Raw genomic sequence first — 25,199 nt, forward strand, 5'->3', positions numbered from 1 at the left:
CGGGTCATTTGACCCGGCTTTTTTATTAACGTGTGGCGGCGTTCCCGATCTTCTCGTCGGCCTGCCAGATGCGGTATTTCACCTCAATGTTTTCCGGCGTATAAACCACAATCGGCAGTTTGCTGTTATAGCGCAGCAGGCTATGCTCCCCCAGACTGGCGGTCACAAATTTCGCCCCCTTTTCCCTTCCGGGCAGGCCATCATGGTGGAGACCGGCGAGGTGACCTTGTCAAAGACGTAATAGTCATAGCCCCAGCCTTCCAGCGTCTTGCTGGTTAACTGGCCGCCCAGGCGATGCACGTTGCAGTCCACCTCCAGCGTCTGGCCGATCAGCAGTTCGACTTTGTAATTCGCTTCATCTTTCTGTGGGGGCAGGTCGATAACCTGGCGCTTCATTCCGTGCTCCGCCTGCGGATACGGGGCCGTTTTCTCAAGCGGTTGAGCGGCAGGGGCGGCATATGCGCTGGCGCAGGCCAGGGCCAGCAGGGCGACGACGCTTTTAGGTGCGTTTTTCACAGTCATTCCTTTTTATGTCAAACGATTCACGCCTACACTATCATAAGTGGTTTTTATTGCCTTTATTTTATTTATATCTGGTTTATATCACTGGCTATTTGCCTTTATTGTGGTTTTAAATACTGGATTGGTGCCGGGGCGACGATCGTGGTAGGTTAAGCGGCAATCATTGTTATTCATCTGTGAAGGAATAAATGCATGGTACGCCAAAAACTTAACACGCCGGCCGGGAAAAAATTTCTGCTGGCATTGCTGACGGTGTTTATGATCGCGGTGATTGGGGTTGGCCGTGTAACGATCGTCGGCGTGATTGAGCAGTACAACATTCCGCTGACGGCGTGGACCACCAGCATGTACGTTCTGCAATCGGCGATGGTGCTGGTCTATAGCACGGTCTTTACCGTTCTGCTGGCCATCCCGCTGGGGATTTTTTTCCTCGGGGACAGCGATAAGCACTGAGTTTTCCCGCTAGCAGGAGTGGCACATGGTCTCCCGGTTTTCCACGCTGAGCCGGATCCCCAAAGGGGTCTGGGTGGTTGGCGGCGTCAGCATGTTGATGGATATCTCTTCGGAGATCATTCATAGCCTGTTACCGCTGTTTATGGTGACTACGCTGGGTGCCAGCGTCATCTTTATTGGCCTTATCGAAGGGCTGGCGGAAGCCACGGCGCTGATTGTCAAAGTCTTCTCCGGCGCCATCAGCGACTATCTCGGAAAACGCAAAGGACTGGCGCTGCTGGGCTACGGACTGGGTGCCGCCAGCAAGCCGTTATTTGCGCTCGCCTCCTCGTCGGGGATGATCCTTGGGGCACGTTTAATCGACCGGGTGGGGAAGGGGATCCGCGGCGCGCCCCGTGACGCGCTGGTGGCCGACGTGACGCCGCCGGAACTTCGCGGAGCGGCATACGGGCTGCGTCAGTCGATGGACACCATCGGCGCATTTCTTGGTCCGTTGCTGGCGGTCGGCATGATGCTGCTGTGGAACGACGATTTCCGTACCATCTTCTGGATCGCCGTTATCCCCGGCGTGCTTGCCGTCGCGCTGCTCTTTTTTGGCCTGCATGAACCCGCCACCCCCATCGCCCATAAACGCACCAATCCCATTAAAAAAGAGAACCTGAAACGCCTCGGGGCGAGCTGCTGGTGGGTGATTGGTCTCGGCGCAGTCTTTACCCTGGCCCGCTTCAGTGAGGCCTTTCTGGTGTTGCGAGCCCAGCAGGCCGATATTCCGCTGGCGCTGATCCCGCTGGTGATGGTTGCCATGAACCTGCTTTATGCCTTTTCTGCCTATCCGTTCGGCAAACTCTCTGACGTCATGAGCCACACCCGCCTGCTGCAGTGGGGGCTGGTAGTGTTGATCGCGGCGGATATCGTGCTGGCGCTCACAACCCACTGGGCGGGGATTATCCTTGGCGTGGCGCTGTGGGGCATCCATATGGGGATGACTCAGGGACTGCTGACCGCGATGATCGCCAAAACGGCACCCGCCGACCTGCGTGGCACCGCATTTGGCCTGTTCAGCATGGTGAGCGGCGTGGCGCTGCTGATTGCTAGCCTGGGCGCGGGGATTATCTGGGAAGTGTGGGGAGCGGAATATACCTTTTATGCCGGGGCGGCGATCTGCATTGTGACCCTGGTATATCTGCTTAAGCGACCGGCGGTGTTGTAAAGCACATCACAGCGGAAAATTATTCCGCTAAAAATTCGGAGAGTTAGCGCCGTTTTGTTACCAATGTGGTCCTTTCTATCAGGAGGTTTTTATGAAAAGGACCACACTTTATACCGCGCTGGCATCAGCTCTGTTGCTGCCGTCACTTTACGCGCATGCCGGCCCGCAGGCGCACGTCGTCTGCGCTTACAACCACACCCTGGGGGATGACGCCGTAATGATGTTCGGCAAAGTCAATCAGGCGATGTGGCACGACTTTTTTGGTAACACCCGCACCGATGCGTTCTCATCCTATGCCTCGCTGCGCAAGCAGTCAGAAACTACCTGCGATAACAAAGCCGACAGCTCGGCCTACTGGGCACCCTCCCTGCGTCTTCCGGACGGCACGGTGGTGAAGCCTGCCTACCAGAAAACCTATTATCAGGCTTCAAATGTCGATCAGTATCCGCTCAGCCCGTTCCCGGCCGGACTGGCGATGGTAGCGGGCGATCACCACGGCAGCAAACCTAACTCCCGGATCACCTTTTTATGCGCCAACGGCAAAGGCTACAGCAATAAAATCGGTGAAGTGTGCGGCCTGAGAAGAGCCAAAGATGCGGTGCAGTTTAATATCGGCATCCAGTTCCCCAACTGCTGGGACGGCATCAACCTGAAGCCGCACCACGGGATGGCCAATGCCACCTACGATGTTAAAGGTCAGTGTCCTTCCGGCTTCCCGGTGAAGATCCCGACGGTAAACATGAATGTGGCCTACGTGCTGCACGGTATCACCTCCCTGGATACCGCCAAAGCGCAGCTGTCCCTCGACCCGACCATGAATGGCGACGCGCGTGAGGAGCACTGGGGCAGCCTGTATACCGCCCATGCCGACTTTATGAACGGCTGGACTGAAGAGGGGGCCCGCTTTATGACCGAGATGTGCATGAACCGGGGGATGGACTGCGGCACTAACGTGCCGTATGGCTATTCAAAGGCTCAGGCCAACGTCTGGGTGAGCAGCGAGGCGCCGACCACCCCGGTTCCGACGGCGCAGACCCTGTTAATCCAGGATAACTGGAAAAACGGCGGTCGTACCCGTAACGTCGAGACCATGAGCCTGGTGAAATTTAAGATCCCTGCGCTGCCGACCGGCCAGGATCCGTCCCTGTTTAAGTACAAAGTGCGTATCTTCGGCGGGAAAGTTGAAGCTAACGGCGCGGATCAGATCTTCTTCTATCCGGCCAGCAACGACTGGGATCCGGCTACCGTCACCTGGAATAAGCGGCCTTCCTGCAACTACAGCTCGGATGCGATCCTGTATCTCAACAACAAGCGTGAGTACCGGATGGTGGATGTCGACAAGGCGGTGCGTAAAGCGCTGGCCGCAGGCAAAACCGAGATCTCCTGGTACATCGGTGGCGACCGTCAGGGTAACCACTACCAGTTCAGCCCGGCGGACTCAAAAGAGAGCCTGATGCTGATGTTGACCGGGTACAAACATACACCGGAAATCTAACAGGCATAAAAAAACCAACCGCAAGCGGTTGGTTTTTTTTGAGGAATTTTTGGTCGGCACGGAGAGATTTGAACTCTCGACCCTCGCCACCCCATGACGATGCGCTACCAGGCTGCGCTACGTGCCGACACGTGAAATTTATACTACCCATTTCCGCGTTTAATGCAAGGCCAGCCCAGGCTAACTGATTAATTTTAAATCAGTTAGCGATGAACCGTTTCTCATCCGTCAGGACCTGTAACAGCAGGCTGAGCTGCGGCGTCTGGTCGTTGAGTTTTTCACCCTGCAGGTTATAGGTTTTGTAATTCCCGTTACTGCTCAGGACCAGCGTCAGAGCTGGCGTCGTGACGGCCAGCGTATTGTTGCTGGCGGCGGTCACCCAGTTGTGGCGACGGGTGGCGCTGAACAGATCCTGACCCTGGGAATACTCATTGGCTGGCGTGCTGACGTGGAGCAGACGTTGCATCAGCGTGGTCATCACATCTTTGTGATCGGTCAGCATGTTAATGCGCTGCGATGGCGTGCCAGGCCAGTGGATCACCAGCGGAACATGCAGGCGAGGGCGGGACCAGTCGACATCGTTGCGCTCGTCGCCCAGCGCCACGCCGTGACCGGCGGTGATCACCACCACCGTATTCTCCAGCTTGCCGGATTCACGTAGGGCGTTCAGCACCCGGGCAATCTGGGCATCCACATCCCCGGCAGCCTGAGCGTAGCGGCGGGCAAAGGTTTTCTGGTTGCTCTCATCCAGCGTCGTGCCGTTGAGGGCAACCCACGAGAACCAGCGGTTATCATCCTGGGCATAGCGGTTCAGCCAGCTGATCCACTGTCCGGCGGTCTGGGCATCGGACTGGCTGCGGGTGGCCGGCAGCGAGAAGTCGGACAGCAGCGCCTGACGATAGAGCGGGCTGCTGAAGCCATCAGACGAGAACAGCCCCAGCTGGTAACCCTGCTGGTTCAGGCCGGTGATCAGCGCCGCAGGAATACGCGACGACAACACGCCGTCCATATAGCCTGGCGAAATGCCGTAGAACAGGCCGAAGATCCCGGTATCGGTGGCGTTACCGGAACTCATATGCTGGGTAAAGTTGATGTTCTTATCGGCAAACTCCGCCAGGGTCGGCATCTGCTTCTCAAAGCGCGAGTAGTTCAGCCCGTCAACGGTGATCAGCAGGACGTTCTGGCCCTGGCCCATATCACGGTAACGCAGATCGCTGAGCGGATACTGTACCGATACCGCTTCGGGATCGCCTTGCTCAATCAGGCGGCGCTGATACTCCTGCGCATCCAGCAGGCCGTGTTTCTCGAGGAAGCGGCGGGCGGTCATCGGATAGGAGAGCGGCAGGTTCGCGCGCTGCATGGTAATCGGCCGATAGAAGTTGGCATCCGCCCAGATATACATGAAGTGCGAGCCGATAAAGGCCATAAAGAACAGGGCGGCAACCGGTTTGGCGTAGCGACGACGACGCGTCAGGCTGCGCAGCTTTTGCCAGCTCCAGGTGGCAAACAGCATCTCAATCAGCAGGATAATGGGCACGCTGATAAACATCAGCTGCCAGTCGCGCGCGGTTTCGTTCTGGTCGGGGTTAATCACCAGTTCCCAGACGACAGGATTAAGATGCAGGTGGAAACGGGTAAAGACTTCGCTGTCGATAAGCAACAGCGTCATGCCCACAGTGGCGAGGATCGCGGAGACAAACCGCATCAGCCGCTGCGACATGACGACAAAGGTCAGCGGGAAGAGGATCAGTAAATAGGTGGCGAAGACCAGAAAGCTGAAATGGCCAATGACGCTCATCCACGAATAGACGCGCCCGGCCAGTGTCGTCGGCCAGTCGGCGACAAACAGATAACGACTGCCCAGCACCATCGCCAGCAGAATGTTAAACAGGGCAAACCAGTGCCCCCAGCTAACCATCTGGGAGACTTTTTCACGGTAGCGCTGACGATTCGTCACCATAAACTGTCGTTCGTTTCCCTTAGTGTGCCTGGTCGTCGTTAACCGAGGACTGTAAGGCCTGAGCGAAAGATTTCGCGATCGCCTGGCGCTGGGCCGGCGCAACGCTGGTATTGATAAGGTTAGTCACCATATTGCCCAGAACCATCAGGGAAAGGTCGGTTGGCGCCTTATGTTTTTCCAGTACGTTGAGCAGCTCACTGAGCATTTGTTCAACGTGTTCATCACTATAGCGGGAGAGTTGTGGCATAAATCGAAATCTGTTTGTGGAGGAAAGGGCAACATATTACCGTAGCAACAGCTTTTTTTCCCCTTTTTTATCTTCGGTTGCATACATGTCTGACGGGTGGTTGAATACGGCCCGGTCTAAAAGGAGAGTTTATCATGAGTCTGGATATCAACCAGATTGCCCTGCACCAGCTTATCAAGCGTGATGAGCAAACCCTTGAGCTGGTGCTGCGCGATTCGTTACTGGAACCCACGCCTACCGCAGTCGACATGATGGCGGAGCTGCACCGGGTGTACAGCGCTAAAAACAAAGCCTACGGCCTGTTCAGCGAAGAGAGTGAACTGGCGCAGACGCTGCGCCTGCAGCGTCAGGGTGAAGAGGATTTCCTCGCCTTCAGCCGGGCCGCTACCGGCCGTCTGCGCGATGAGCTGGCAAAGTACCCGTTTGCCGACGGCGGGATCGTCCTGTTCTGCCACTATCGCTACCTGGCGGTGGAGTACCTGCTGGTGGCGGTGCTGAACAACTTAAGCAGCATGCGCGTCAATGAGCAGCTGGATATCAGCTCCACCCACTATCTGGACATCAACCATGCGGATATCGTGGCGCGTATCGATTTGACCGAATGGGAAACCAATCCGGAATCGACCCGCTATCTGACCTTCCTGAAAGGGCGGGTAGGGCGCAAGGTTGCCGATTTCTTTATGGACTTCCTCGGCGCCAGCGAAGGCCTGAACGCCAAAGCGCAGAACAAAGGCCTGCTGCAGGCGGTGGATGACTTCACCGCAGAAGCCGAGCTGGACAAATCCGAGCGCCAGAACGTGCGTCAGCAGGTGTACGCCTACTGCAACGAGCAGCTGCAGGCGGGAGAGGAGATCGAGCTGGAGTCGCTGTCTAAAGAGCTGGCTGGCGTCAGCGAAGTGAGTTTCCAGGACTTTACGGCAGAGAAAGGCTATGAGCTGGAAGAGAGCTTCCCGGCGGATCGCAGCACCCTGCGTCAGCTCACCAAATTTGCCGGTAGCGGCGGTGGGCTAACCATTAACTTCGATGCCATGCTGCTGGGTGAGCGCATTTTCTGGGATCCGGCGACCGACACGCTGACCATTAAAGGCACCCCGCCAAACCTGCGCGACCAGCTGCAACGTCGCACCTCTGGCGGTAAATAACAGCCATAAAAAAACCCCGCAATGCGGGGTTTTTTCTCGATACGTTAGCGATTACGCGCGAACGAAGTCGATGTGAGACAGTTTTGGCTTGAACGGGTGACGCTGAACAGCCTGAACCTTCACTTTTTCTTCTTTACCGTCAACAACCAGGGTCAGAACTTCGCCGTAAAAACCAGGCTTGTCCTGCAGGTTCCACACTTTGTCGTGGTCCAGTTCGATTGCGATAGGAGCAGCTTCGCCGCCATAGATGATGGCAGGGAATTTGTTTGCTACGCGCAGGCGGCGGCTCGCACCCTTGCCCTGCTCTTTACGTGCTTCTACATTGATAGTTAACATTGATTTCTCTCTGTACATATTAGTCCTGCTACAGGCGACCCAGCAGCAGGTAAGTGTTCTGCTCCACGGATGTGAAGCGGGCGGCATTTTATACGCAAATGGCCCACACATCAATGAAAAGTCCCTTTATCCCCGTAATTCGTTGGCCCGGCGGTAGCGACCTTCATAATCAAATACCTTTTCACGGACCTGCCAGAACTGCCCTTTTTTGCGCGCCACCACAAAATCTGGATGCCGCAACAGCGGTTGCTGGTGAACGATATCGGCAGCGGTGATCCAGCGCAGCGGCACGCCCGGCGTACGGGTATGTGGGCGAATAAACAGCTGCTCAAAGGCGGTGCGCTGGGCGGGGGTCTGGAGACGGAAGCGCTCACTCACATCTGCGCCGTCTTCGTCGTAATAGGTAATTTTCAGCCATTCGCCTTTCTCGTCCGCGCCGTGGGCCAGCACCATCCCACTGCAGCGCAGCACCAGCGCGTCCTTCAGCTTCAGGGCCGCTTTCAGCATATCGTCGGGATCGACCAGCACCGTATCGCAGGCGCGACAGCGGCGGGCAGCAATGTCGTTTTCGGCATTACACTGGGGACAGTTTTTAAAGCGGAAGCGGTAGTCGCACTGCTCGCGATGGCCCTCGTCATCTTCAAACCAGCCCTGACAGCGGCGACCAAAGTGTTCAATCAGGGTGCCATCGGCGGTGGTTTTGCCCCAGAAGGTGTTGGCAAACCCGCAGCCGGGACAAAATACCTGCACGGGGACGTTGTCACTTTTCCCCTTTGGCGCGCCCACTTCCGGGGCGTACAGATCGTGTGGGTTCCCGGCGTAATCGAGGATCAGGCAGTCGGTTTTGCCGGGGGCTAAGCGCAGGCCGCGGCCGACAATCTGCTGATAGAGGCTGACCGATTCAGTCGGACGCAGAATGGCGATCAGATCCACGTGCGGGGCGTCAAAACCGGTAGTGAGCACTGACACATTGACCAGGTAGCGGAACTGCTGCGCCTTAAAATCGTCAATCAGTCGATCGCGCTCGTTACCCGGCGTTTCGCCGGTGATAAGCCGCGCTTCGCTGGGGGGCAGCAGGCCGGTGATTTCCCGGGCGTGCTCGACGGTAGCGGCAAAAATCATCACCCCTTTACGTTCGGCGGCAAACTCCATTATCTGGCTGATGATGTGCGGGGTAATACGATCCTGCTTTTTCAGCTCGTGGTTGAGATCCGCCTCGCTGAACAGGCCATTGCTCTGCACCTGTAGCCGGCTGAAATCGTACTGCACTACCGGCATGTCCAGCCGCTCCGGCGGCGTCAGGTAGCCGTGTTTAATCATGTAGCGCAGGGGCAGCTCGTAAATGCAGTCGCGGAACAGCGCCTTTTCATTGCCGCGCACCATGCCGTGATAATGAAAGCGGTAGATCCAGCCTTTACCGAGGCGGAACGGGGTGGCGGTGAGCCCCAGCAGACGGATGTGTGGGTTCACGCTCTTCAGGTGGGTCAGGATCTGCTGGTACTGGCTGTCGTCGTCGTCGCTGATGCGATGGCACTCGTCGACGATCAGCAGCGAGAACTCGCTCTGAAACTTATCCAGATTACGCGCCACCGACTGTACGCTGCCAAACACCACTTTGCCGTGGCTCTCTTTGCGCTGTAACCCGGCGGCAAAAATATCGGCCTCGAGGCCCAGCGCCAGGTACTTGGCATGGTTCTGCGCCACCAGCTCTTTGACGTGCGCCAGCACCAGCACGCGCCCGCGTGCCAGGCGCGCCAGCTCGGCGATCACCAGGCTTTTGCCCGCCCCGGTGGGCAGGACGATGGCGGCCGGTTCTTTATGCTGACGAAAGTGGGCGAGCGTGGCGTCCACGGCTTCCTGTTGATAGGGGCGAAGTGTAAAGTTCATGGTTACTCAGCTTTGTTATCCCGCATATAGTATGCCACGAAACTTTTTCCCTTGAGTGGCGCACAGAGCCCGTTATACTGAGCTGTTGTTAACTGCTTCTTTTCCGGGCGCCTCGTCCGGCTCCTGGCACCTTTAAGGCTAAAATTATTTCATGCGACTTGATAAGTTTATCGCTCAGCAACTCGGCGTAAGCCGCGCTATTGCTGCGCGTCTGATTCGCGGCAGCCACGTTACTGTGGATGACGATATTGTGCGAGACAGCGCGTTCAAACTCCAGCCTGAGCATCAGGTGGAATATGAAGGCAATTCGCTGACCCAGCAGAACGGCCCGCGTTACTTCATGCTCAATAAGCCGCAAGGCTATGTCTGCTCCACCGACGATCCCGATCATCCGACCGTGCTCTACTTCCTCGATGAGCCTGTGGCGCACAAGCTGCACGCCGCCGGGCGTCTGGATATCGACACCACCGGCCTGGTGCTGATGACCGATGACGGTCAGTGGTCGCACCGTATTACCTCCCCGCGTCACCAGTGCGAGAAGACCTATCTGGTGAACCTGGAATCGCCGGTCAGTGACAGCACGGCAGAACAATTCGCCCATGGCGTCCAGCTGCATAATGAAAAAGATCTGACTAAGCCCGCCGTGCTGGAAGTGATCACCCCTACCGAAGTGCGTCTGACCATCAGCGAAGGGCGCTACCATCAGGTAAAACGCATGTTTGCGGCCGTGGGTAACCACGTTGTCGGTCTGCATCGCGAGCGGATCGGCGAGATCGCTCTCGACCCGGACCTTGCGCCAGGCGAATACCGCCCGTTGACGGAAGAAGAAATTGCCAGCGTTGGCCTCTCTTCCCGCTAATTTCAGGAGTTAACTGTGACCACCAGGCCACAATCGTCGTTCAGCATTGTCTTTATCCTTGGCCTGCTGGCCATGCTGATGCCGCTGTCCATCGACATGTATCTGCCCGCGCTGCCGGTGATCGCCGAGCAATTTGGCGTCCCGGCGGGTAGCGCACAAATGACCCTCAGCACCTATATCCTCGGCTTTGCCCTCGGCCAGCTGCTGTACGGGCCGATGGCCGACAGCCTGGGCCGCAAACCGGTGGTGCTGGGCGGGACGCTGGTGTTTGCCGCTGCCGCAGCAGCCTGTGCGATGGCGCAGTCCATCGATCACCTGATTGTGATGCGTTTCTTCCACGGCCTGGCGGCCGCGGCGGCCAGCGTGGTGATCAACGCCCTGATGCGTGATATCTACCCGAAAGAAGAGTTCTCCCGCATGATGTCCTTTGTCATGCTGGTCACCACCGTTGCGCCGCTGGTGGCGCCGATGGTCGGGGGCGCGGTGCTGGTGTGGTTCAGCTGGCACGCGATTTTCTGGATCCTGGCGCTGGCGGCCCTGCTGGCCTCGGCGATGATCTTCTTCTTTATTAAGGAAACCCTGCCCGCTGAGCATCGGCAGAAGTTTCATATCCGCACCACCCTCGGTAACTTTGCCTCACTGTTTCGCCATAAGCGCGTGCTGAGCTATATGCTGGCCAGCGGCTTCAGCTTTGCCGGGATGTTCTCCTTCCTCAGCGCCGGGCCGTTTGTCTACATCGAGCTTAACCACGTCTCCCCGCAGCATTTTGGCTACTACTTTGCGCTGAACGTGGTGTTCATCTTTGTGCTGACCATGATTAACAGCCGCTTCGTCCGCAAGGTGGGGGCGCTGAACATGTTCCGCATCGGACTGTGGATCCAGTTCGTGATGGCGGTGTGGATGGTGGTGACTGCCTTCTTCGACGTCGGCTTCTGGACGCTGGTGGTGGGTATCGCGGCGTTTGTCGGCTGTATCTCGATGGTGTCGTCTAACGCGATGGCGGTGATCCTCGACGAGTTCCCGCATATGGCCGGGACCGCCTCCTCCCTGGCGGGCACTTTCCGCTTCGGCATTGGTGCCATTGTCGGGGCGCTGCTCTCCCTGGCGACCTTTACCAGCGCCTGGCCGATGCTCTGGTCAATTGCGTTGTGCGCCACCGGCTCAATTCTGTTCTGCCTCTACGCCAGTCGGCCACGAAAAGCGGTGAAATAACGCACAAAAAAGGGTCCCGACGGGGCCCTTTTTTGATGCGGGTCAATCAAAACTGGTTTCTCTGAGGCCATGTTTGTTTCTTTTATGTAAAATATATTTGTGTAAATAGTCACAGCTTTGTACCTAAAAAGGTTGTGTTAGATCACAGAAACGGGTACATATAGCGCCGCTATCGATCTGAAACACTGACTAAAAGCCCTGATAAATAAGACGCCAGAGCCCGCAGGAACTGGGTGTAAGCGTTTTCTTACTCAAAACAGAGCAAGTGTTTAATGATGTGTTACTATAAATGTAAATAGATTGTGAAGTATATTGTGCTTCCGGGGAACAGACGTGAATACATTACAGCTCTCCATTATTCATCGCTTGCCGCAAAGCTATCGCTGGTCGGCGGGTTTTGCAGGTTCGAAGGTTGAACCGATTCCGCAAAATGCCGCGAACGGTGACAACTGTCTGGTGGCGCTCAAGCTGCTGGGCCCGGAAGAGGGCAACGCATGGCCGGTGATGGAAAAGCTAAGTCAGGCCCTGACTGATATTGAGCTTTACAGCTCGGTGCTGGAGTGCGAAGGCGAGCCGTGCCTGTTCGTGAAAAGCCAGGATGAGTTCGCGGCGACCTGCCGCCTGAAAAACTTCGGGGTGGCGATCGCCGAATCCGTAGCAGGTCAGGCTCCTGTCTGAGCGTCAGCGTAACGTTAACAGCTGACGCGTATACTCCTGCGTCGGCGCGGCAAACACGCGCTGACACTCCCCTTGCTCGATCACCTCTCCCTGCCGTAACACAATCACCTGATGACACAGCGCGCGTACCACCTGGAGATCGTGGCTGATAAAGATATAGGCCAGCCGGTGTTTCTCCTGCAGATCTTTCAGCAAGGCCAGGATTTGCGCCTGCACGGTTTTGTCCAGCGATGAGGTTGGTTCATCCAGAATAATCAGCTCCGGGCGCAGGATCAGCGCGCGGGCAATGGCGATGCGCTGGCGCTGGCCGCCGGAAAACGCAGCCGGATAACGATGCCGGGTCTGCGGATCCAGTCCCACTTCGCCCATCACCCGAATGACCTCCTTTTCACGCGCCTGCGCGCTGAGGTCAGGCTGATGCACCCGTAGCCCCTCCTCAATAATTTGCTGTACGTTGAGACGCGGATTCAGGGAGGAGTTCGGATCCTGAAACACCACCTGTATCCGGTGGCGGACGGGCAACATCTGTCGGCGATCCCAGCGGTGCAGCGGCTGGCCGTCAAACATAATTTCCCCTTTCGAGGCGATCAGGCGCAGCAGCGCCAGCCCGGTGGTGCTCTTCCCGGAGCCGGACTCGCCCACCAGCCCCAGGGTTTCTCCGGGGCGCAGCGTGAAGCTGACGTTGTTCAGCACCTGCTTATTATCCACCACCCGGCGCAGAAGGCCTTTGCGCACCGGAAACGCCACGGAGAGATCTTTTACGCTCAGCAGCGGTTGGGCCGTATCCGGCAGCGGAACGGGATCCCCGGCAGGCTCGCTGTTGAGCAGCCGCTGGGTGTAGGGATGCTGTGGGGCAGCTAACAGCGTCGCGGCCCGGTTCTGCTCCACGCAGCGACCGCTCTGCATCACCGCCACCCGGTCGGCCAGCTTTTTCACGATGCTGAGGTTGTGGGTGATAAACAGCAGGCTCATGTTCAGCTCGTCGCGCAGCTCGCGTAACAGCTGGAGGATCTGCGCCTGTACCGTAACATCCAGGGCGGTGGTGGGTTCATCGGCGATCAGCAATTCCGGGCGGGTCAGCAGCGCCATGGCAATCATTACCCGCTGGCGTTCACCGCCGGAGAGCTGATGGGGAAAATCCGCCAGCCGTTTGGCGGCGTTGCGGATCCCGGTGCGCTCGAGGCAGTCGAGCATCTCCCCGCGGGCCGCCTCCTTACGCATCCCACGGTGCAGGGAGAGCACCTCGTAGAGCTGTTTTTCGAGGGTGTGCAGCGGGTTTAGCGACACCATCGGCTCCTGGAAAATCATCGCAATTTTATTGCCGCGCACCCCGCGCAGGGTGCGCTCGTCGGCATGCAGCAGCGACTGACCGTGAAACAGGATATCGCCCTGCGGGTAGACCACCGGCGGGGCGGGGAGCAGGCGCAGCACGGAGAGGGCGGTGACGCTCTTCCCGGAACCCGATTCCCCTACCAGCGCCAGCGTCTCCCCGGCATCGATTTGCAGGGAAATATCGTTCACCACGGTGCGCAGCTCGCCCTGCTGGCGAAAGGCGATGGAGAGGGCGTCGATGTGAAGCAGAGGCTGGGTCATCTTACACCGCCTTATTTGGGTCAAAGGCATCGCGGACCGCTTCGCCAATAAAAATCAGCAGCGAGAGCAGAACAGCGACGGAGAGAAAACCAGCAATCCCGAGCCACGGCGCCTGCAGGTTGTTTTTGCCCTGTAACAGCAGCTCGCCCAGCGACGGCGACCCCAGCGGCAGCCCGAAGCCGAGAAAATCGAGCGAGGTGAGGGTGGTGATGGAGCTGCACAGGATAAACGGCAGGAAGGTCAGGGTGGCCACCATGGCGTTCGGCAGCATGTGGCGGAAAATGATCCCGCGATCGCTCACCCCCAGCGCCTGGGCGGCGCGGATGTAGTCGAAGTTACGGGTGCGCAGGAACTCTGCCCGCACTACGCCCACCAGCGCCATCCAGCCAAAGAGCACCGTGATCGCCAGCAGCCACCAGAAGTTGGGCTGTACCACGCTGGAGAGCAAAATGATCAGGAACAGCGTCGGCATGCCGGACCAGACTTCGATAAACCGCTGCCCCCAGAGGTCAATTTTGCCGCCGTAGTAGCCCTGAATCGCCCCGGCCAGCACCCCCATCACGCTGGAAAACAGGGTCAGCAGCAGGCCAAACAGAATCGAGATCCGCGTCCCGTAGAGAATGCGCGCCAGCACATCCCCGCCGTTGGCATCGGTACCCAGCCAGTTTTGTGTCGAAGGCGGAGACGGGAACGGGGTGGTGGTGGCAAAGTTAATGCTGGTGGCACCGAAGCGGACCGGGGTCCAGAGCACCCAGCCGTGGTCGTTGAGCTGCGCCTGTAACCAGGGGTCCTGATAATCTGCCGCAGTAGCGAAGGGGCCGCCAAAATCGCTTTCGCTGTAATTTTTGACCACCGGGACGTACCAGCGATCGTTAAAGTGCACCAGCAGCGGCTTGTCGTTGGCGATCAGCTCTGAGCACAGGCTGAGGGCGAAAAACAGGGCGAAAATCCACAGCGACCAGTAGCCGCGGCGATTGGCCCGAAAGCGAGCCCAGCGGGCCTGGTTGATGGGGCTTAAGCGCGGCATCAGCGACCCTCAAAATCAATGCGTGGATCGACCAGCGTATAGCAGATATCGCTGAGGATATTCAGCAGCAGGCCAATCAGGGTGAAAATATAGAGCGTGCCAAACATCACCGGATAATCCCGCGAGACGGTGGCCTCGTAGCCGAGCAGCCCCAGACCGTTGAGGGAGAACATCACCTCAATGAGCAGGGAGCCGGTAAAGAACATGCTGATAAAGGTGGCCGGGAAGCCGGCGATAACCAGCAGCATGGCGTTACGAAAAATATGTTTCCACAGGATGCCTCGCTCGCTCACCCCTTTGGCGCGGGCGGTGACCACGTACTGCTTGCGGATCTCGTCGAGGAAGGCATTTTTGGTCAACATGGTCAGGGCCGCAAAGCCGCCGATCACCGTCGCCAGCACCGGCAGGGTGATGTGCCACAAATAGTCGGTGATCTTCTTGTACCACGGCAGGCTGCTGAAATCGGTCGACACCAGCCCGCGCAGCGGGAAGAGGTCGAAATAACTCCCCCCGGCAAAAAAGACGATCAGCAGCACGGCAAAGAGGAACGCCGGGATCGCATAGCCAATAATAATGAAGGTGCTGCTCCAGATATCGAACCGACTGCCGTTATACATCGCTTTGCGGATGCCGAGCGGGATCGAGACCAGGTAGATAATCAGGGTCCCCCACAGCCCCAGGGTAATGGACACCGGCAGGCTCTCTTTGATCAGATGCAGCACCGAGGCGCTACGGAACAGGCTGTCGCCAAAATCAAAGCGCAGATAGTCCCCCAACATTTTGAAGTAGCGTTCGTGGATCGGTTTATCAAAGCCGTAGCGTTGGGTGATCTCGGCGATCACCTCTGGATCGAGGCCGCGCCCGCCGCGATAGTGGCTTTCATTGATGTTGCCCACCCCGGTGCGGGCGTGGCTGGCGCGCATCCCTTCATCGCCCCCACCGGGCATCGACCCGCTGTTGCCGAACTCGATGGCGGCAATGGCCTGATCCACCGGGCCGCCCGGCGCGATCTGCACGATAAAAAAGTTGATGGTGATAATCGCCCACAGGGTGGGGATTATCAGCAGTAAACGACGAAGTAAATAAGCGCCCATTGCGAATCCTTAACGCCGCTCGGCGGGTAGTTTCGCCGCTTTGTTAACGTCATACCACCAGTTTTCAAACCCGAGCGCATAGACCGGGCGCTGGGCCGGCAGGGCGAATTTATCCCAACGGGCCACCCGGTCCTGGGCCATAAACCACATTGGCAGCATGTAATAGTTCCAGGTCAGGACCCGATCCAGCGCCCGCCCGAGGGGCAGGAGCTTCTCTTTCTCGCCCTGCGCGGCAACAATTTGCGCAATCAGGGCGTCGATGGCCGGGTTTTTCACCCCCGGCGCATTATAGGTTGAATCAATGTATTCCGAGGACCAGGAGATCTGCAGATCGGTCCCGGGCCAGGGCATCGCCCGCCACAGGCGCGGCATCATATCGTAATCACGGTTGCGCATCCGGTTGGTGGCTTGCGAATTATCCACCTGGCGGATGTTCATGGTAATGCCCAGCCGTTCAAGGTTGTGCTGGAACGGCAGCACCCACTGGTTATTGCCGCCCGAGGGGAGCAGCAGCTCAAAGCTCAGCGGTTTGCCGGTATGCTTGTTGACCCGCCGCTTATTTTTGATTTCCCACCCGGCCTCGTCCAGCAGCTGACTGGCTTTCAGCAGGTTATTACGATCGTAGCCATCGCCCTTTGAGACCGGCGGCTGGAAGACGGTGGTAAACACCTCGGGCGGGATAGCGCTTTTCAGCGGGGCGAGAAGCGTCAGTTCCGCGGCATCCGGGTAGCCCTTCGCCGCGTACTCCGTATTCTGGAAATAGCTGTTCACCCGGCTGTAGGCGCCGTAGAACAGCGCCTTGTTCATCCACTCAAAATCAAAGGCAAGGGTAATGGCCTGGCGAACACGGCGATCGCTGAATACCGGGCGCTGAATATTAAACGCCAGCCAGCGCGTATCCTGAGCGGAGTCGTTTTTCAGCGCCTCTTTCACGATAAAGCCACGGTCAAAGTTTTTCCCGATGTAGCGCGTGGCCCAGTTTTTGGCGCTGCTCTCTACCCGCATATCAAAGGCACCCGCTTTGAAGGCTTCGAAGGCCACGTTATCGTCCAGATAGTAGTCGTAGCGCAGGGTGTCAAAATTCCAGCGGCCCCGGTTCACCGGCAGGTTGGCCGCCCAGTAATCCTTCACCCGGGAGTAGATCAGATACTGGCCCATCCGCCAGCGGGTGATACGGTATGGCCCGCCAGCCAGCGGCGGGGTGGAGAGCGGATCGCTGAGCTTGTGATCTTTCCAGAACTTCTCGGGCATCACCGGCAGAGTGAGCAGGCTCAGCATGTCCTCTTTATTCGGTTTGGCGATGGCGATGCGCACCGTCAGCGGGGCGATGGCCGTCACCGTGGCCCCTTTATAGACCAGCCGGAACTGCGGTACCCCTTCGGTCATAAATTTATGGAAGGTAAAGGCCACGTCGCTGGCCTTCACCGGTGTGCCGTCATGAAAGCGCGCCAGCGGGTTGATGGTCAGCTCCATCCACGAAAAATCATCGGCGTAGCGAGCCTGCTCTGCCACCAGCGGATAGTAGCTGCCGGGCTCATCATCAGAGGTGGTGAAGAGGGTATCGTAGAGGGCGTCGGTGCGCTCGGCCGCCACGCCGCGCAGGGCGTAGCGGTTGAAGTTGTCGAAGGTGCCAATGGCCGCCAGGGTGACGCTGCCCCCTTTCGGCGCAGCGGGGTTGACGTAATCGTAATGATCGAAGTTGATGGCGTATTTCGGCTCGCCAATCACCGCGAACGCGTAGCCCTCTTTGATGGTTTGCGCCTGGCTGAGCCCACTCATCATCGCCATCAGCAGCACTATTATGCGCACAATCATTCCGCTACGTTTTCCTCTTACACTCTGGCCGGGCCGGATATCTGAATAATAAGTGACGTAGCGGTGGTTTGGAAATTATTCGCTGTCGGGATCGACATCCGGTTTCCAGGTCATAAGCTGCTCCAGGCGCATCGGGCGGCTGATCCAGTAGCCCTGTAGCAGATTGACGCCGTGATCGCGCAGCCATTTCGCCTGCTCGGGGGTCTCGACACCTTCGGCGATGGTCACCATATTCAGCCGCCGGGCGAGGGTCAGCACCGTGTCCAGCACCGGGGAAGTGACGGTCTCCATGCCGATGGCGTTGACGAAGCCCCGGTCGATTTTGAGATAGTCCATGGTGAAACGCTCAAGGTAGATCAGGGCGCTGTGCCCGGTCCCAAAGTCATCCACCGCGATTTCAAACCCTTCCAGATGCAGCCACTCAAACAGCTTCGTGGCTTCCCGCTGATTCAGCATATCGCGCTCGGTAATTTCGAGCACAATCTGGAAATGATCTGGCGGCAGCGAGGCGGCGAATTTGCGCATATCGTCCTTGAAGCTGTCGGCGTGCAGATGGCCCGGTGAGATATTAATCCCCAGCTTGGAACCCGGCGGCAGGCATTTTTTCAACGCCGGGGCGTCGCGCAGGATCAGGTCGAAGAGATGCAGCGTCAGCGGCACAATTAATTTCTGCGCTTCCGCAAAGCTAATAAAGGCATCCGGCGGGATCTCCCCGGCGCCGGGATGGTGCCAGCGCATCAGCACCTCAACGCCGCCCGGCTGCAGAGTAGCCGCATCCACGACCGGCTGATAGACCACGTGAAACTGGTTCTGCTTAATGGCGGTGAGGATCTCTTTGCGCGGATTAGCGCGGTTCATCAGCCCGTAGAAACAGAGCACCCCAATGCTGGAGCCGCACATCAGCCCAAACAGCAGCGCAAATTGCAGATCGGCCAGCGTCCAGGTTTCGGCGTACAGATGAATGGTGAGCGGCAGCCCCTCAATCTGGCTGGCGCGCGCAGGGTGTTCCTTCAGGTCCGAAACAGGGATTAACCGGTTTGAATAGGTCGAAAAAGCGGTCTTGCCGATAATAAGGGCAATACCGGCAAACTCATCCTGGCGGGCGGTATATAACAGATAGGGGGTCAGGTTGAGATTAATAGAGGTAAATACCCCGCCGTTATCCAGCAGCGGATTTCGGTGCCATAACACAATGGCCGGTTTTTTCGGCATCATCGGCGTACCGGGCAGCAGGACCATATCGACCTCTTTATTAATGTCGATATCCGGCACCAGCTCGCTGAGGGGCACATGCAATGGCCCGGTTGCTGACGAGCAGAAGGCGATTTTATCTTTAACCAGCAGAAAGGCCCGGACGTTAAGGCTGAATGCGGCGCGGGAGGTTAATTCGGCGCTGACTTCGTGGCACTGGCTTAAGGTCAGCGGCTGCAATTCATCAACTGAGATGCGCAGCTCTTTAAAATAATCTGCCATGTAGTCATGGAGGTCGGTAATCAGATTATCGTATTTAACTTCCCGTTTGTGATAACTGAAAAAAAACTGCATACCGCCGCAGAGCAGGGCGACAATAAGACCGACAAGGACGCTGAGCATCAGCACTCTTCGACGGGTTGATAAATGGCGGGTAAACATAAATGGTATCGGATCCTGATGTGCCGCCCGCGTTATCATGACGGCTAAACTCACGCAACTATCAGACTATAGCCTGGAACGACCAGTCCTGATTTCCATGTTGAGGTACAAAAAAAAAGCACTGCATAAGCAGTGCTTTTTTACCATGCTGTCAGTCAAGGGAAACGGACAGCACAGGCGGTTAACTGCGAGTCAGTACACGGCGCGCTTCATTGTAGCGCTTTTTCCAGTACGGTTCGTTCATACTGGAGATCGTCACACCACTGCTGGTGGACGCGTGGACAAACTGGTCGTTACCAATATAGATGCCGACATGACGGCCGGTAGAACCCGCACGGAACAGCACTAAATCGCCGGTGCGTAAGCTGCTACGCGAGATCGATTTGCCCATTTCCTGTTGTTGATAGGTCGAACGCGGAAGTTCTAAACCAAACTGCTCGCGGAAAGTACGTTGTACGAAACCGGAACAATCAATCCCTTTACGTGTATCGCCGCCCAGGCGATAGCGCACGCCCTTCCAGCTAGCATACTGGTCCATTAATCGGGATTTAATATCCAGATTGCTGACCATTTTTTCAAATTCATCCTGAGAAGCTTGCAGTGAAGAGGCGTCTTCCGACCCCACAACACGCGTCTCAGGATGCATATTCTTTGCGGTATTCGATGCGCTACAAGCTGAAAGCAGAACCGCTACTGCAATCGCCGGGATCACCCGTGAGAAGTATCTCAAGATCGGTTGAGATTTGACCATGTTGTTTATTATCCCTTGAAGTCCTTAACGACAAATATCGTTATAAAAAATGCCAAGCGAGACGAGACTAAATACCTGCGCACTATCAGACAATTCTTTATGGTCAAATCTGTGGCGAATCGCACAAATTTATTTACAACGATAATAATTGCAGCGCTGAGGTAAAACGAGTCTGAGAGTACCCGATCGACGCGGTCATTGCGAGTAAAAATAACCAATTTTTTATAAGAAAATGTGATACCGAAAGTTGACTGCCGGGATAGCGACAGTGCAGGGAAATTTAGGTTAAGGAATAAACAAGCCGTTAATTTCTAACGTGATTATTATGACAGGAAGATGACAGGCGCGCGGTGGACGGGCGGATAATACATCAGGGATCTGCAATGATCCCTGATCTGCACTGTTAATTTCGGTTAGTAACTTGTTTTAGAGATGTTGAATTATCCGGGCAGGTAGCGATCAAATAAGCCTATTAAGCGATCGCTTAAGGGGGTCATCAGACACCATGGAAGCCCAATCAACGCCACTGACAGGGATCCGACGGCAATATCGCTGAACCAGTGCGCGCCAATCATTACCCGCGGGAAAGAGAAAACCATAAAAATAATCAGGGCTAATGCGAAAGTCTTATGACCAAAATAGCGCCACATAAAGGCGGTGAAAATAAGCAGCATCATCCCATGATCGCCCGGGAAACTGTCCTTCGAGGCGTCTTTTGTCGAAATATGCAGCAATTCACTGACGCGGTAGATATCCGGGAAAAATAGCGTCGGACTCGAGCGTTTCACCGGAATAAGAGCCTGTGCCAGCTGGTTCAGGACCACTGCCGTCAGCAGCATCACCAGGCCGATCATCAGAATACGCCGCCGCCCGGCAGCACTCTCGTTGCGCCAGAAGGTCAGCATCAGGTAGCCCATCGCCAGCAGGGAGCAGGCGTCAAAGGCCCGGTTATTGGTGATCGCCACCAGCCACAGGAAGGCGCGACTCTCTGCCAGTTGCTGGTTAAAGAAGTGAAATATCCCGCTGTCCAGCGGGAACCACAAACCGTGGTTGACCGGCAGATACCAGGATAAAAAGAGCGCCAGGCCAGCGAGGTTGAGCAATAAAATGGGTAATAGTCGGGTTTTCATCATCATGCCCTGAGCTGTCAAAACAGGCAACGTTAGTCGCCCGAACTTAAACGAAGCTTCAACAAGCTCGACTGTAGGGCGTTCCAGTCGGTGTTAACCGCACTAATTAACTCTATTCGGCTATCCGGCGGCGTGACACCCTGGGTTTCGATGTGAAAATCGGCCCCCTGGCGATTGACCTGTAACAGCCCCTCGGGAATACGCATCACCCCCTTCACGCGCTCGACCGGTGCCAGCCGGACCCACTCCAGCAAACCGATGGTGTCGAAGCAGGTGTCGGCATCGAACACCCAGCCGCAGGCCTGATGCCCCTGGCCGCTGTTCAGGCTGCGACGCCAGCGCTGGTGAGCAGGCAGGCTCAGCGCGGCCAGGCCCTGTTTTTCGCCGTGGCTGTGGGGATGGGCAGCACTGGCGGGCAACGCCTGCAGATTACGCCGCGGCAGGTCAAGCAGGGCATGATCGATATTCCCCTGGGTGGTGTGCGAGAGCTGACGATCACCGCCGAAGTGCTGCCACCAGATATCCAGCGCGGCGCGGCTTTCCGCGGTGGCGCGATCCTCTTTATTGGCAATGATGATGTCGGCGGCGGCAAGCTGATCGCGGAAATTCTCGTTCTGGACATATTTTTCGTCCAGCAGTTGACGCGGGTCGAGCAGGCACAGGGTGGCGCGCAAATCGATCCACGGCTCATAGACCGGGGCGGTCAGCAGGTCGAGGATCTGCTTCGGATGGCCCAGCCCGGTGGGTTCAATCAGCAGCCGGTCGGGCTTGCCCTGACGCAGCAGGGTGTTCAGCCCCACCTGCATCGGCAGGCCGTTCACGCAGCACATGCATCCCCCCGGGATCTCCTTCACCAGCGCCCCGTTATCGGCCAGCAGGGCGCCATCAATGCCGATCTCGCCAAATTCATTGACCAGCACGGCCCATTTTTCACCAGGATCTTTATTCGCCAGCAGGTGCAGTATCGACGTGGTTTTCCCGCTGCCGAGAAAGCCAGTAATGAGATTGGTTTTAGTCACAGGTGCTCCAGGGATGATAATTGTAATGCTATAACAATTATCAGTAATCCTGGCGGAAAAGAACAGCGTTGGGAAGAGGGCAGGCGAACGAGAGGGTTCCCGCTCGCCTTAAGCGCATAAAGGGTTAAGCCTGGAGCGTATCGATAATAGCCTGGCGGGCACCCGACTGGCGGATGCGCTGGTAAGCTCCGGCGACGGCATCCACGAACTGCGGATCCTGCGGCAGGTCAGTGCCGAAGATTTCACTCAGCGCCAGCAGGGCGGTGACGCGCTCCTCTTCGCTGCTGGTCTCAACAATGGCGCGAATTTTATCGCTCAGCGGATCGCGGACATCAATAGCGTTACCCGCATCGTCCACGCCGCTGACGTAACGCATCCAGCCCGCAACGCCGAGGGCCAGCAGCGGCCAGGCGGTGTCGCGCTGGCGGTGGAACCGAATACTCTCCAGCATCCGCTGAGGCAGCTTCTGGCTACCGTCCATCGCAATCTGCCAGGTGCGGTGCTGCAGCGCCGGGTTGGCGAAGCGGTCGATCAGGCTGTCGGCATAGGCGGTGAGGTCCACCCCGGTAATGCGCAGCGTCGGAGCCTGTTCTTCAAGCATCAGGCGACGGGCGGCGTCACGCAGGGCGCTGTCCGCCATGCAGTCGTTGATATGGGCGAAACCGGACAGATAGCCGAGATAAGCCAGGAACGAATGGCTGCCGTTGAGCATGCGCAGCTTCATCTGCTCCCACGGCAGGACGTCCTGCACCATCTGCACGCCCGCCACTTCCCACTCCGGACGACCGGCGACGAAGTTGTCCTCGATCACCCACTGGATAAAGGGCTCACAGCTGATGGCACACGGATCTTCGACGCCCACTTCACGGGCGATTTCAGCAAGGGAATCATCGGTGGCGGCGGGTACGATCCTGTCCACCATGGTGCCCGGGAAGCTGACGTTGGCGGCGATCCACTCTGCTAGCTCCGGCGAGCGTTTGTGGGCCATCCCCAGCACCGCGTTTTTCACCACATGGCCGTTATCGGGGATGTTATCGCAGGAGAGCACGCTGAACGGGGCCAGACCGCGCTCGCGACGGCGATGCAGGGCTTCGACAAGGATCCCCGGTGCGGAGTGCGGCGCATCGGGATGGTCCAGATCGTGAATGATGCGTTCATTGCGGGTATCCAGCTTGCCGGTGGCCGGATCGATGCAATAGCCTTTTTCGGTGATGGTCAGGGAGACAATCGCCACCTGCGGCTCGCAGAACTTCTCAATAATGGCCGCCAGCGAATCAAGCTTAGCGTTCAGGCATTCATGGACCGCCCCGACGATAATCGGCTGATTATCCTCAGCGCCTTTTTCCAGCACCGTAAACAGGTGATCCTGCGCGCGCAGCTGGCTCATCAGCGTATCGCCGCTAAACAGGCTAATCTCACATATCCCCCAGTCGCCGCCGTTGGCGTTGAGCACCCGATCGGTCAGGAGCGCCTGATGCGCGCGATGAAAGGCACCAAAGCCGAAATGGACGATACGGGAGCGTAATGCCTGGCGATCGTACTGCGGCTGTAACACGTGAGCGGGTAGCGCGGTGGAGGCAATTGTCTTCATGAAATAAACACCTGATTAACCATTAATTAACAATGCCAGTGTAAAGTTATATGACAACAAATTGAATTGGTGAGCCGTAATTATCCGGGAACTGTGAGATGGATCAATCAATATAGCGAGACGCATTGACCTGTCTGGTCAGGCATGTATGGTAGTCGTCATCTCGGTAGATAATATTGGTATAACAACTTTAGAGGGTGAATCAATGGAACAAACCTGGCGTTGGTACGGGCCGAAAGACCCGGTTTCTCTTGATGATGTGCGTCAGGCTGGCGCAACGGGCGTCGTCACCGCACTGCACCATATTCCCAACGGTCAGGTATGGCCGGTGGAGGAGATTAAAGTGCGTCAGGCGCTGCTGGCAGAGAAAGGGCTGACCTGGTCGGTGGTGGAAAGTATCCCGGTTCACGAAGAGATCAAAACCCACTCCGGCGACTACCAGACCTGGATTGCCAACTACCAGCAGAGCATTCGCAACCTGGCGGCCTGCGGGATTGATACCGTGTGCTACAACTTTATGCCGATCCTCGACTGGACGCGTACCGACCTGGAATACGAACTGCCGGACGGCTCAAAAGCGCTGCGTTTTGATCAGATCGCCTTTGCCGCCTTCGAGCTGCACATCCTGAAGCGCGACGGCGCGGCGGCAGATTACACCGCCGAAGAGCAGCAGCAGGCCCAGGTGTGGTTCGACAATGCCAGCGATGCCGATATTGAAAAACTGACCCGTAACATCATCGCTGGCCTGCCGGGTGCGGAAGAGGGCTACACCCTCGACCAGTTCCGCGCGCGTCTGGCGGAGTATGGCAACATCGACAAAGCCCAGCTGCGGGAGAACATGGCCGTCTTCCTGCGCGCCATCGTGCCGGTGGCGGAAGAGGCGGGCGTACGTCTGGCGATCCACCCGGACGATCCTCCGCGTCCGATCCTCGGCCTGCCGCGTATCGTCTCCACTATTGAGGATATGCAGTGGCTGAAAGAGACGGTGGACAGCATCAACAACGGCTTCACCATGTGTACCGGCTCCTACGGCGTGCGTGCCGATAATGACCTGGTGCAGATGATTGAAACCTTTGGCGACCGGATCCACTTCACCCACCTGCGGGCCACCTGCCGGGAAGATAACCCGAAAACCTTCCACGAAGCGGCGCACCTTGGCGGCGACGTGAACATGGTGGCGGTAGTGGATGCGATTCTGCGTGAGGAGCAGCGCCGTAAGCAGGCAGGCGATCTGCGTCCGATTCCGTTCCGTCCGGATCACGGGCACCAGATGCTGGACGATCTGCGTAAGAAAACCAACCCGGGTTATTCGGCGATTGGGCGTCTGAAGGGGATGGCCGAGGTGCGCGGCGTGGAGCTGGCGCTGAAGATGACGAAGTATCCAGAACTTCTGTAGGTTCAGTTGCCGGGTGGCGGCTTTGAACTGCACCCAAAATGTTGGACACGATCTGACATCTGAGGGTGCAGTTTATGAAACATTCTTCTGCTGTAAAACTTGCGGCCGTACGTCACTATCTTGCCGGAAAGGCCGGTATGGATGCCACGG

The 25,199-nt window shown here is 57.3% G+C and carries 21 protein-coding genes, 1 tRNA gene and 1 pseudogene; 8 read left to right on the plus strand and 15 right to left on the minus strand.

Annotation, left to right across the window (positions count from 1 at the left end; genetic code table 11):
- Positions 1-25: 25 nt before the first annotated feature.
- Positions 26-522, minus strand: a pseudogene (eco, locus tag M8318_RS16040) (serine protease inhibitor ecotin).
- A gap of 192 nt (positions 523-714) precedes the next feature.
- Between eco and M8318_RS16045 the strand changes: the two are divergent.
- The 3 genes from M8318_RS16045 to M8318_RS16055 all read left to right on the plus strand — a co-directional run bounded on the left by M8318_RS16045 (position 715) and on the right by M8318_RS16055 (position 3,680).
- Positions 715-975, plus strand: coding sequence for a DUF2534 family protein (locus tag M8318_RS16045; protein WP_262663503.1), 261 nt, complete (start codon positions 715-717; stop codon positions 973-975).
- 25 nt (positions 976-1,000) lie between these two features.
- Positions 1,001-2,185, plus strand: a complete 1,185-nt coding sequence (locus tag M8318_RS16050; protein ID WP_262663504.1) for an MFS transporter — start codon at positions 1,001-1,003, stop codon at positions 2,183-2,185.
- Positions 2,186-2,276: 91 nt separating this feature from the next.
- Positions 2,277-3,680 carry a CBM96 family carbohydrate-binding protein gene (locus M8318_RS16055; RefSeq protein WP_262663505.1) on the plus strand — a complete coding sequence of 468 codons (1,404 nt, stop codon included), beginning with the start codon at positions 2,277-2,279 and terminating at the stop codon, positions 3,678-3,680.
- A gap of 50 nt (positions 3,681-3,730) precedes the next feature.
- Here the strand turns inward: M8318_RS16055 and M8318_RS16060 are convergent.
- From M8318_RS16060 to M8318_RS16070, 3 genes are all read right to left on the minus strand, one after another.
- Positions 3,731-3,807 (minus strand) — tRNA-Pro (locus tag M8318_RS16060).
- Positions 3,808-3,879: 72 nt separating this feature from the next.
- Positions 3,880-5,640: an LPS biosynthesis-modulating metalloenzyme YejM gene (gene yejM / locus M8318_RS16065; protein ID WP_262663506.1), complete on the minus strand. Its 1,761-nt coding sequence runs from the start codon at positions 5,638-5,640 to the stop codon at positions 3,880-3,882.
- A gap of 19 nt (positions 5,641-5,659) precedes the next feature.
- A complete protein-coding gene (locus M8318_RS16070; RefSeq protein ID WP_032612681.1) occupies positions 5,660-5,887 on the minus strand; it encodes a YejL family protein in 228 nt (75 codons plus the stop codon).
- A 134-nt stretch (positions 5,888-6,021) separates the two neighbouring features.
- On the opposite strand from M8318_RS16070, the gene yejK reads away from it, so the two are divergent.
- Positions 6,022-7,029: a nucleoid-associated protein YejK gene (yejK, locus tag M8318_RS16075; RefSeq protein ID WP_262663507.1), complete on the plus strand. Its 1,008-nt coding sequence runs from the start codon at positions 6,022-6,024 to the stop codon at positions 7,027-7,029.
- 51 nt (positions 7,030-7,080) lie between these two features.
- On the opposite strand, the gene rplY is transcribed toward yejK, so the two are convergent.
- Both rplY and M8318_RS16085 read right to left on the minus strand, forming a co-directional pair.
- A complete protein-coding gene (rplY, locus tag M8318_RS16080) occupies positions 7,081-7,365 on the minus strand; it encodes a 50S ribosomal protein L25 (protein WP_106995380.1) in 285 nt (94 codons plus the stop codon).
- Positions 7,366-7,491: 126 nt separating this feature from the next.
- Positions 7,492-9,252 carry a DEAD/DEAH box helicase gene (locus tag M8318_RS16085; RefSeq protein WP_262663508.1) on the minus strand — a complete coding sequence of 587 codons (1,761 nt, stop codon included), beginning with the start codon at positions 9,250-9,252 and terminating at the stop codon, positions 7,492-7,494.
- Positions 9,253-9,403: 151 nt separating this feature from the next.
- Here M8318_RS16085 and rsuA point away from each other — a divergent pair, with 151 nt between their 5' ends.
- From rsuA to M8318_RS16100, 3 genes are all read left to right on the plus strand, one after another.
- Positions 9,404-10,111, plus strand: coding sequence for a 16S rRNA pseudouridine(516) synthase RsuA (gene rsuA / locus M8318_RS16090; protein WP_106995378.1), 708 nt, complete (start codon positions 9,404-9,406; stop codon positions 10,109-10,111).
- Between the two features lie 15 nt (positions 10,112-10,126).
- Positions 10,127-11,323 carry a Bcr/CflA family multidrug efflux MFS transporter gene (locus M8318_RS16095; protein ID WP_166183014.1) on the plus strand — a complete coding sequence of 399 codons (1,197 nt, stop codon included), beginning with the start codon at positions 10,127-10,129 and terminating at the stop codon, positions 11,321-11,323.
- Positions 11,324-11,656: 333 nt separating this feature from the next.
- The gene (locus M8318_RS16100) at positions 11,657-12,001 is read left to right on the plus strand and encodes a YejG family protein (RefSeq protein ID WP_106995376.1); all 345 of its coding nucleotides are present in this window, start codon (positions 11,657-11,659) and stop codon (positions 11,999-12,001) included.
- A 3-nt stretch (positions 12,002-12,004) separates the two neighbouring features.
- On the opposite strand, the gene yejF is transcribed toward M8318_RS16100, so the two are convergent.
- The 9 genes from yejF to M8318_RS16145 form a co-directional block, all read right to left on the minus strand.
- Entirely contained in the window at positions 12,005-13,594 is a 1,590-nt protein-coding gene (gene yejF, locus M8318_RS16105) for a microcin C ABC transporter ATP-binding protein YejF (RefSeq protein ID WP_262663509.1), read from the minus strand.
- A gap of 1 nt (position 13,595) precedes the next feature.
- Positions 13,596-14,621 (minus strand): ABC transporter permease, encoded by a 1,026-nt coding sequence (locus M8318_RS16110; protein WP_262663510.1) that lies wholly within the window; start codon positions 14,619-14,621, stop codon positions 13,596-13,598.
- Positions 14,621-15,715: a microcin C ABC transporter permease YejB gene (locus tag M8318_RS16115; RefSeq protein WP_262663511.1), complete on the minus strand. Its 1,095-nt coding sequence runs from the start codon at positions 15,713-15,715 to the stop codon at positions 14,621-14,623. Before M8318_RS16115 ends, M8318_RS16110 begins: the two co-directional genes overlap by 1 nt.
- A 9-nt stretch (positions 15,716-15,724) precedes the next feature.
- The gene (locus tag M8318_RS16120; RefSeq protein ID WP_262663512.1) at positions 15,725-17,530 is read right to left on the minus strand and encodes an extracellular solute-binding protein; all 1,806 of its coding nucleotides are present in this window, start codon (positions 17,528-17,530) and stop codon (positions 15,725-15,727) included.
- A gap of 75 nt (positions 17,531-17,605) precedes the next feature.
- Positions 17,606-19,162, minus strand: a complete 1,557-nt coding sequence (locus M8318_RS16125) for a cyclic di-GMP phosphodiesterase (protein ID WP_262663513.1) — start codon at positions 19,160-19,162, stop codon at positions 17,606-17,608.
- 181 nt (positions 19,163-19,343) lie between these two features.
- On the minus strand, positions 19,344-19,913 hold the full coding sequence (mepS, locus tag M8318_RS16130; RefSeq protein ID WP_106995370.1) for a bifunctional murein DD-endopeptidase/murein LD-carboxypeptidase: 570 nt from the start codon (positions 19,911-19,913) through the stop codon (positions 19,344-19,346).
- A gap of 440 nt (positions 19,914-20,353) precedes the next feature.
- Positions 20,354-21,043 carry a phosphatase PAP2 family protein gene (locus tag M8318_RS16135; RefSeq protein ID WP_262663514.1) on the minus strand — a complete coding sequence of 230 codons (690 nt, stop codon included), beginning with the start codon at positions 21,041-21,043 and terminating at the stop codon, positions 20,354-20,356.
- A 32-nt stretch (positions 21,044-21,075) separates the two neighbouring features.
- Positions 21,076-22,062, minus strand: coding sequence for a CobW family GTP-binding protein (locus tag M8318_RS16140; RefSeq protein ID WP_262663515.1), 987 nt, complete (start codon positions 22,060-22,062; stop codon positions 21,076-21,078).
- Positions 22,063-22,186: 124 nt separating this feature from the next.
- Positions 22,187-23,653: a mannitol dehydrogenase family protein gene (locus M8318_RS16145; RefSeq protein WP_262663516.1), complete on the minus strand. Its 1,467-nt coding sequence runs from the start codon at positions 23,651-23,653 to the stop codon at positions 22,187-22,189.
- A gap of 205 nt (positions 23,654-23,858) precedes the next feature.
- On the opposite strand from M8318_RS16145, the gene uxuA reads away from it, so the two are divergent.
- On the plus strand, positions 23,859-25,049 hold the full coding sequence (gene uxuA / locus M8318_RS16150) for a mannonate dehydratase (RefSeq protein ID WP_262663517.1): 1,191 nt from the start codon (positions 23,859-23,861) through the stop codon (positions 25,047-25,049).
- The last annotated feature ends 150 nt before the right edge of the window (positions 25,050-25,199 follow it).

Origin of the sequence: Leclercia tamurae, assembly GCF_025566055.1 — a bacterium.
GTDB classification, from domain to species: Bacteria; Pseudomonadota; Gammaproteobacteria; order Enterobacterales; family Enterobacteriaceae; genus Enterobacter; species Enterobacter tamurae.

Coding starts and splice junctions, on each gene's coding strand:
- yejK (WP_262663507.1), top strand. CDS start 6,022: ATGAGTCTGGATATCAACCAGATTGCCCTGCACCAGCTTATCAAGCGT.
- uxuA (WP_262663517.1), top strand. CDS start 23,859: ATGGAACAAACCTGGCGTTGGTACGGGCCGAAAGACCCGGTTTCTCTT.
- mepS (WP_106995370.1), bottom strand. CDS start 19,913: ATGGTCAAATCTCAACCGATCTTGAGATACTTCTCACGGGTGATCCCG.
- M8318_RS16055 (WP_262663505.1), top strand. CDS start 2,277: ATGAAAAGGACCACACTTTATACCGCGCTGGCATCAGCTCTGTTGCTG.
- M8318_RS16050 (WP_262663504.1), top strand. CDS start 1,001: ATGGTCTCCCGGTTTTCCACGCTGAGCCGGATCCCCAAAGGGGTCTGG.
- M8318_RS16125 (WP_262663513.1), bottom strand. CDS start 19,162: ATGTTTACCCGCCATTTATCAACCCGTCGAAGAGTGCTGATGCTCAGC.
- M8318_RS16120 (WP_262663512.1), bottom strand. CDS start 17,530: ATGATTGTGCGCATAATAGTGCTGCTGATGGCGATGATGAGTGGGCTC.
- M8318_RS16135 (WP_262663514.1), bottom strand. CDS start 21,043: ATGAAAACCCGACTATTACCCATTTTATTGCTCAACCTCGCTGGCCTG.
- M8318_RS16110 (WP_262663510.1), bottom strand. CDS start 14,621: ATGCCGCGCTTAAGCCCCATCAACCAGGCCCGCTGGGCTCGCTTTCGG.
- M8318_RS16045 (WP_262663503.1), top strand. CDS start 715: ATGGTACGCCAAAAACTTAACACGCCGGCCGGGAAAAAATTTCTGCTG.
- rsuA (WP_106995378.1), top strand. CDS start 9,404: ATGCGACTTGATAAGTTTATCGCTCAGCAACTCGGCGTAAGCCGCGCT.
- M8318_RS16145 (WP_262663516.1), bottom strand. CDS start 23,653: ATGAAGACAATTGCCTCCACCGCGCTACCCGCTCACGTGTTACAGCCG.
- yejF (WP_262663509.1), bottom strand. CDS start 13,594: ATGACCCAGCCTCTGCTTCACATCGACGCCCTCTCCATCGCCTTTCGC.
- M8318_RS16070 (WP_032612681.1), bottom strand. CDS start 5,887: ATGCCACAACTCTCCCGCTATAGTGATGAACACGTTGAACAAATGCTC.
- M8318_RS16085 (WP_262663508.1), bottom strand. CDS start 9,252: ATGAACTTTACACTTCGCCCCTATCAACAGGAAGCCGTGGACGCCACG.
- yejM (WP_262663506.1), bottom strand. CDS start 5,640: ATGGTGACGAATCGTCAGCGCTACCGTGAAAAAGTCTCCCAGATGGTT.
- M8318_RS16115 (WP_262663511.1), bottom strand. CDS start 15,715: ATGGGCGCTTATTTACTTCGTCGTTTACTGCTGATAATCCCCACCCTG.
- rplY (WP_106995380.1), bottom strand. CDS start 7,365: ATGTTAACTATCAATGTAGAAGCACGTAAAGAGCAGGGCAAGGGTGCG.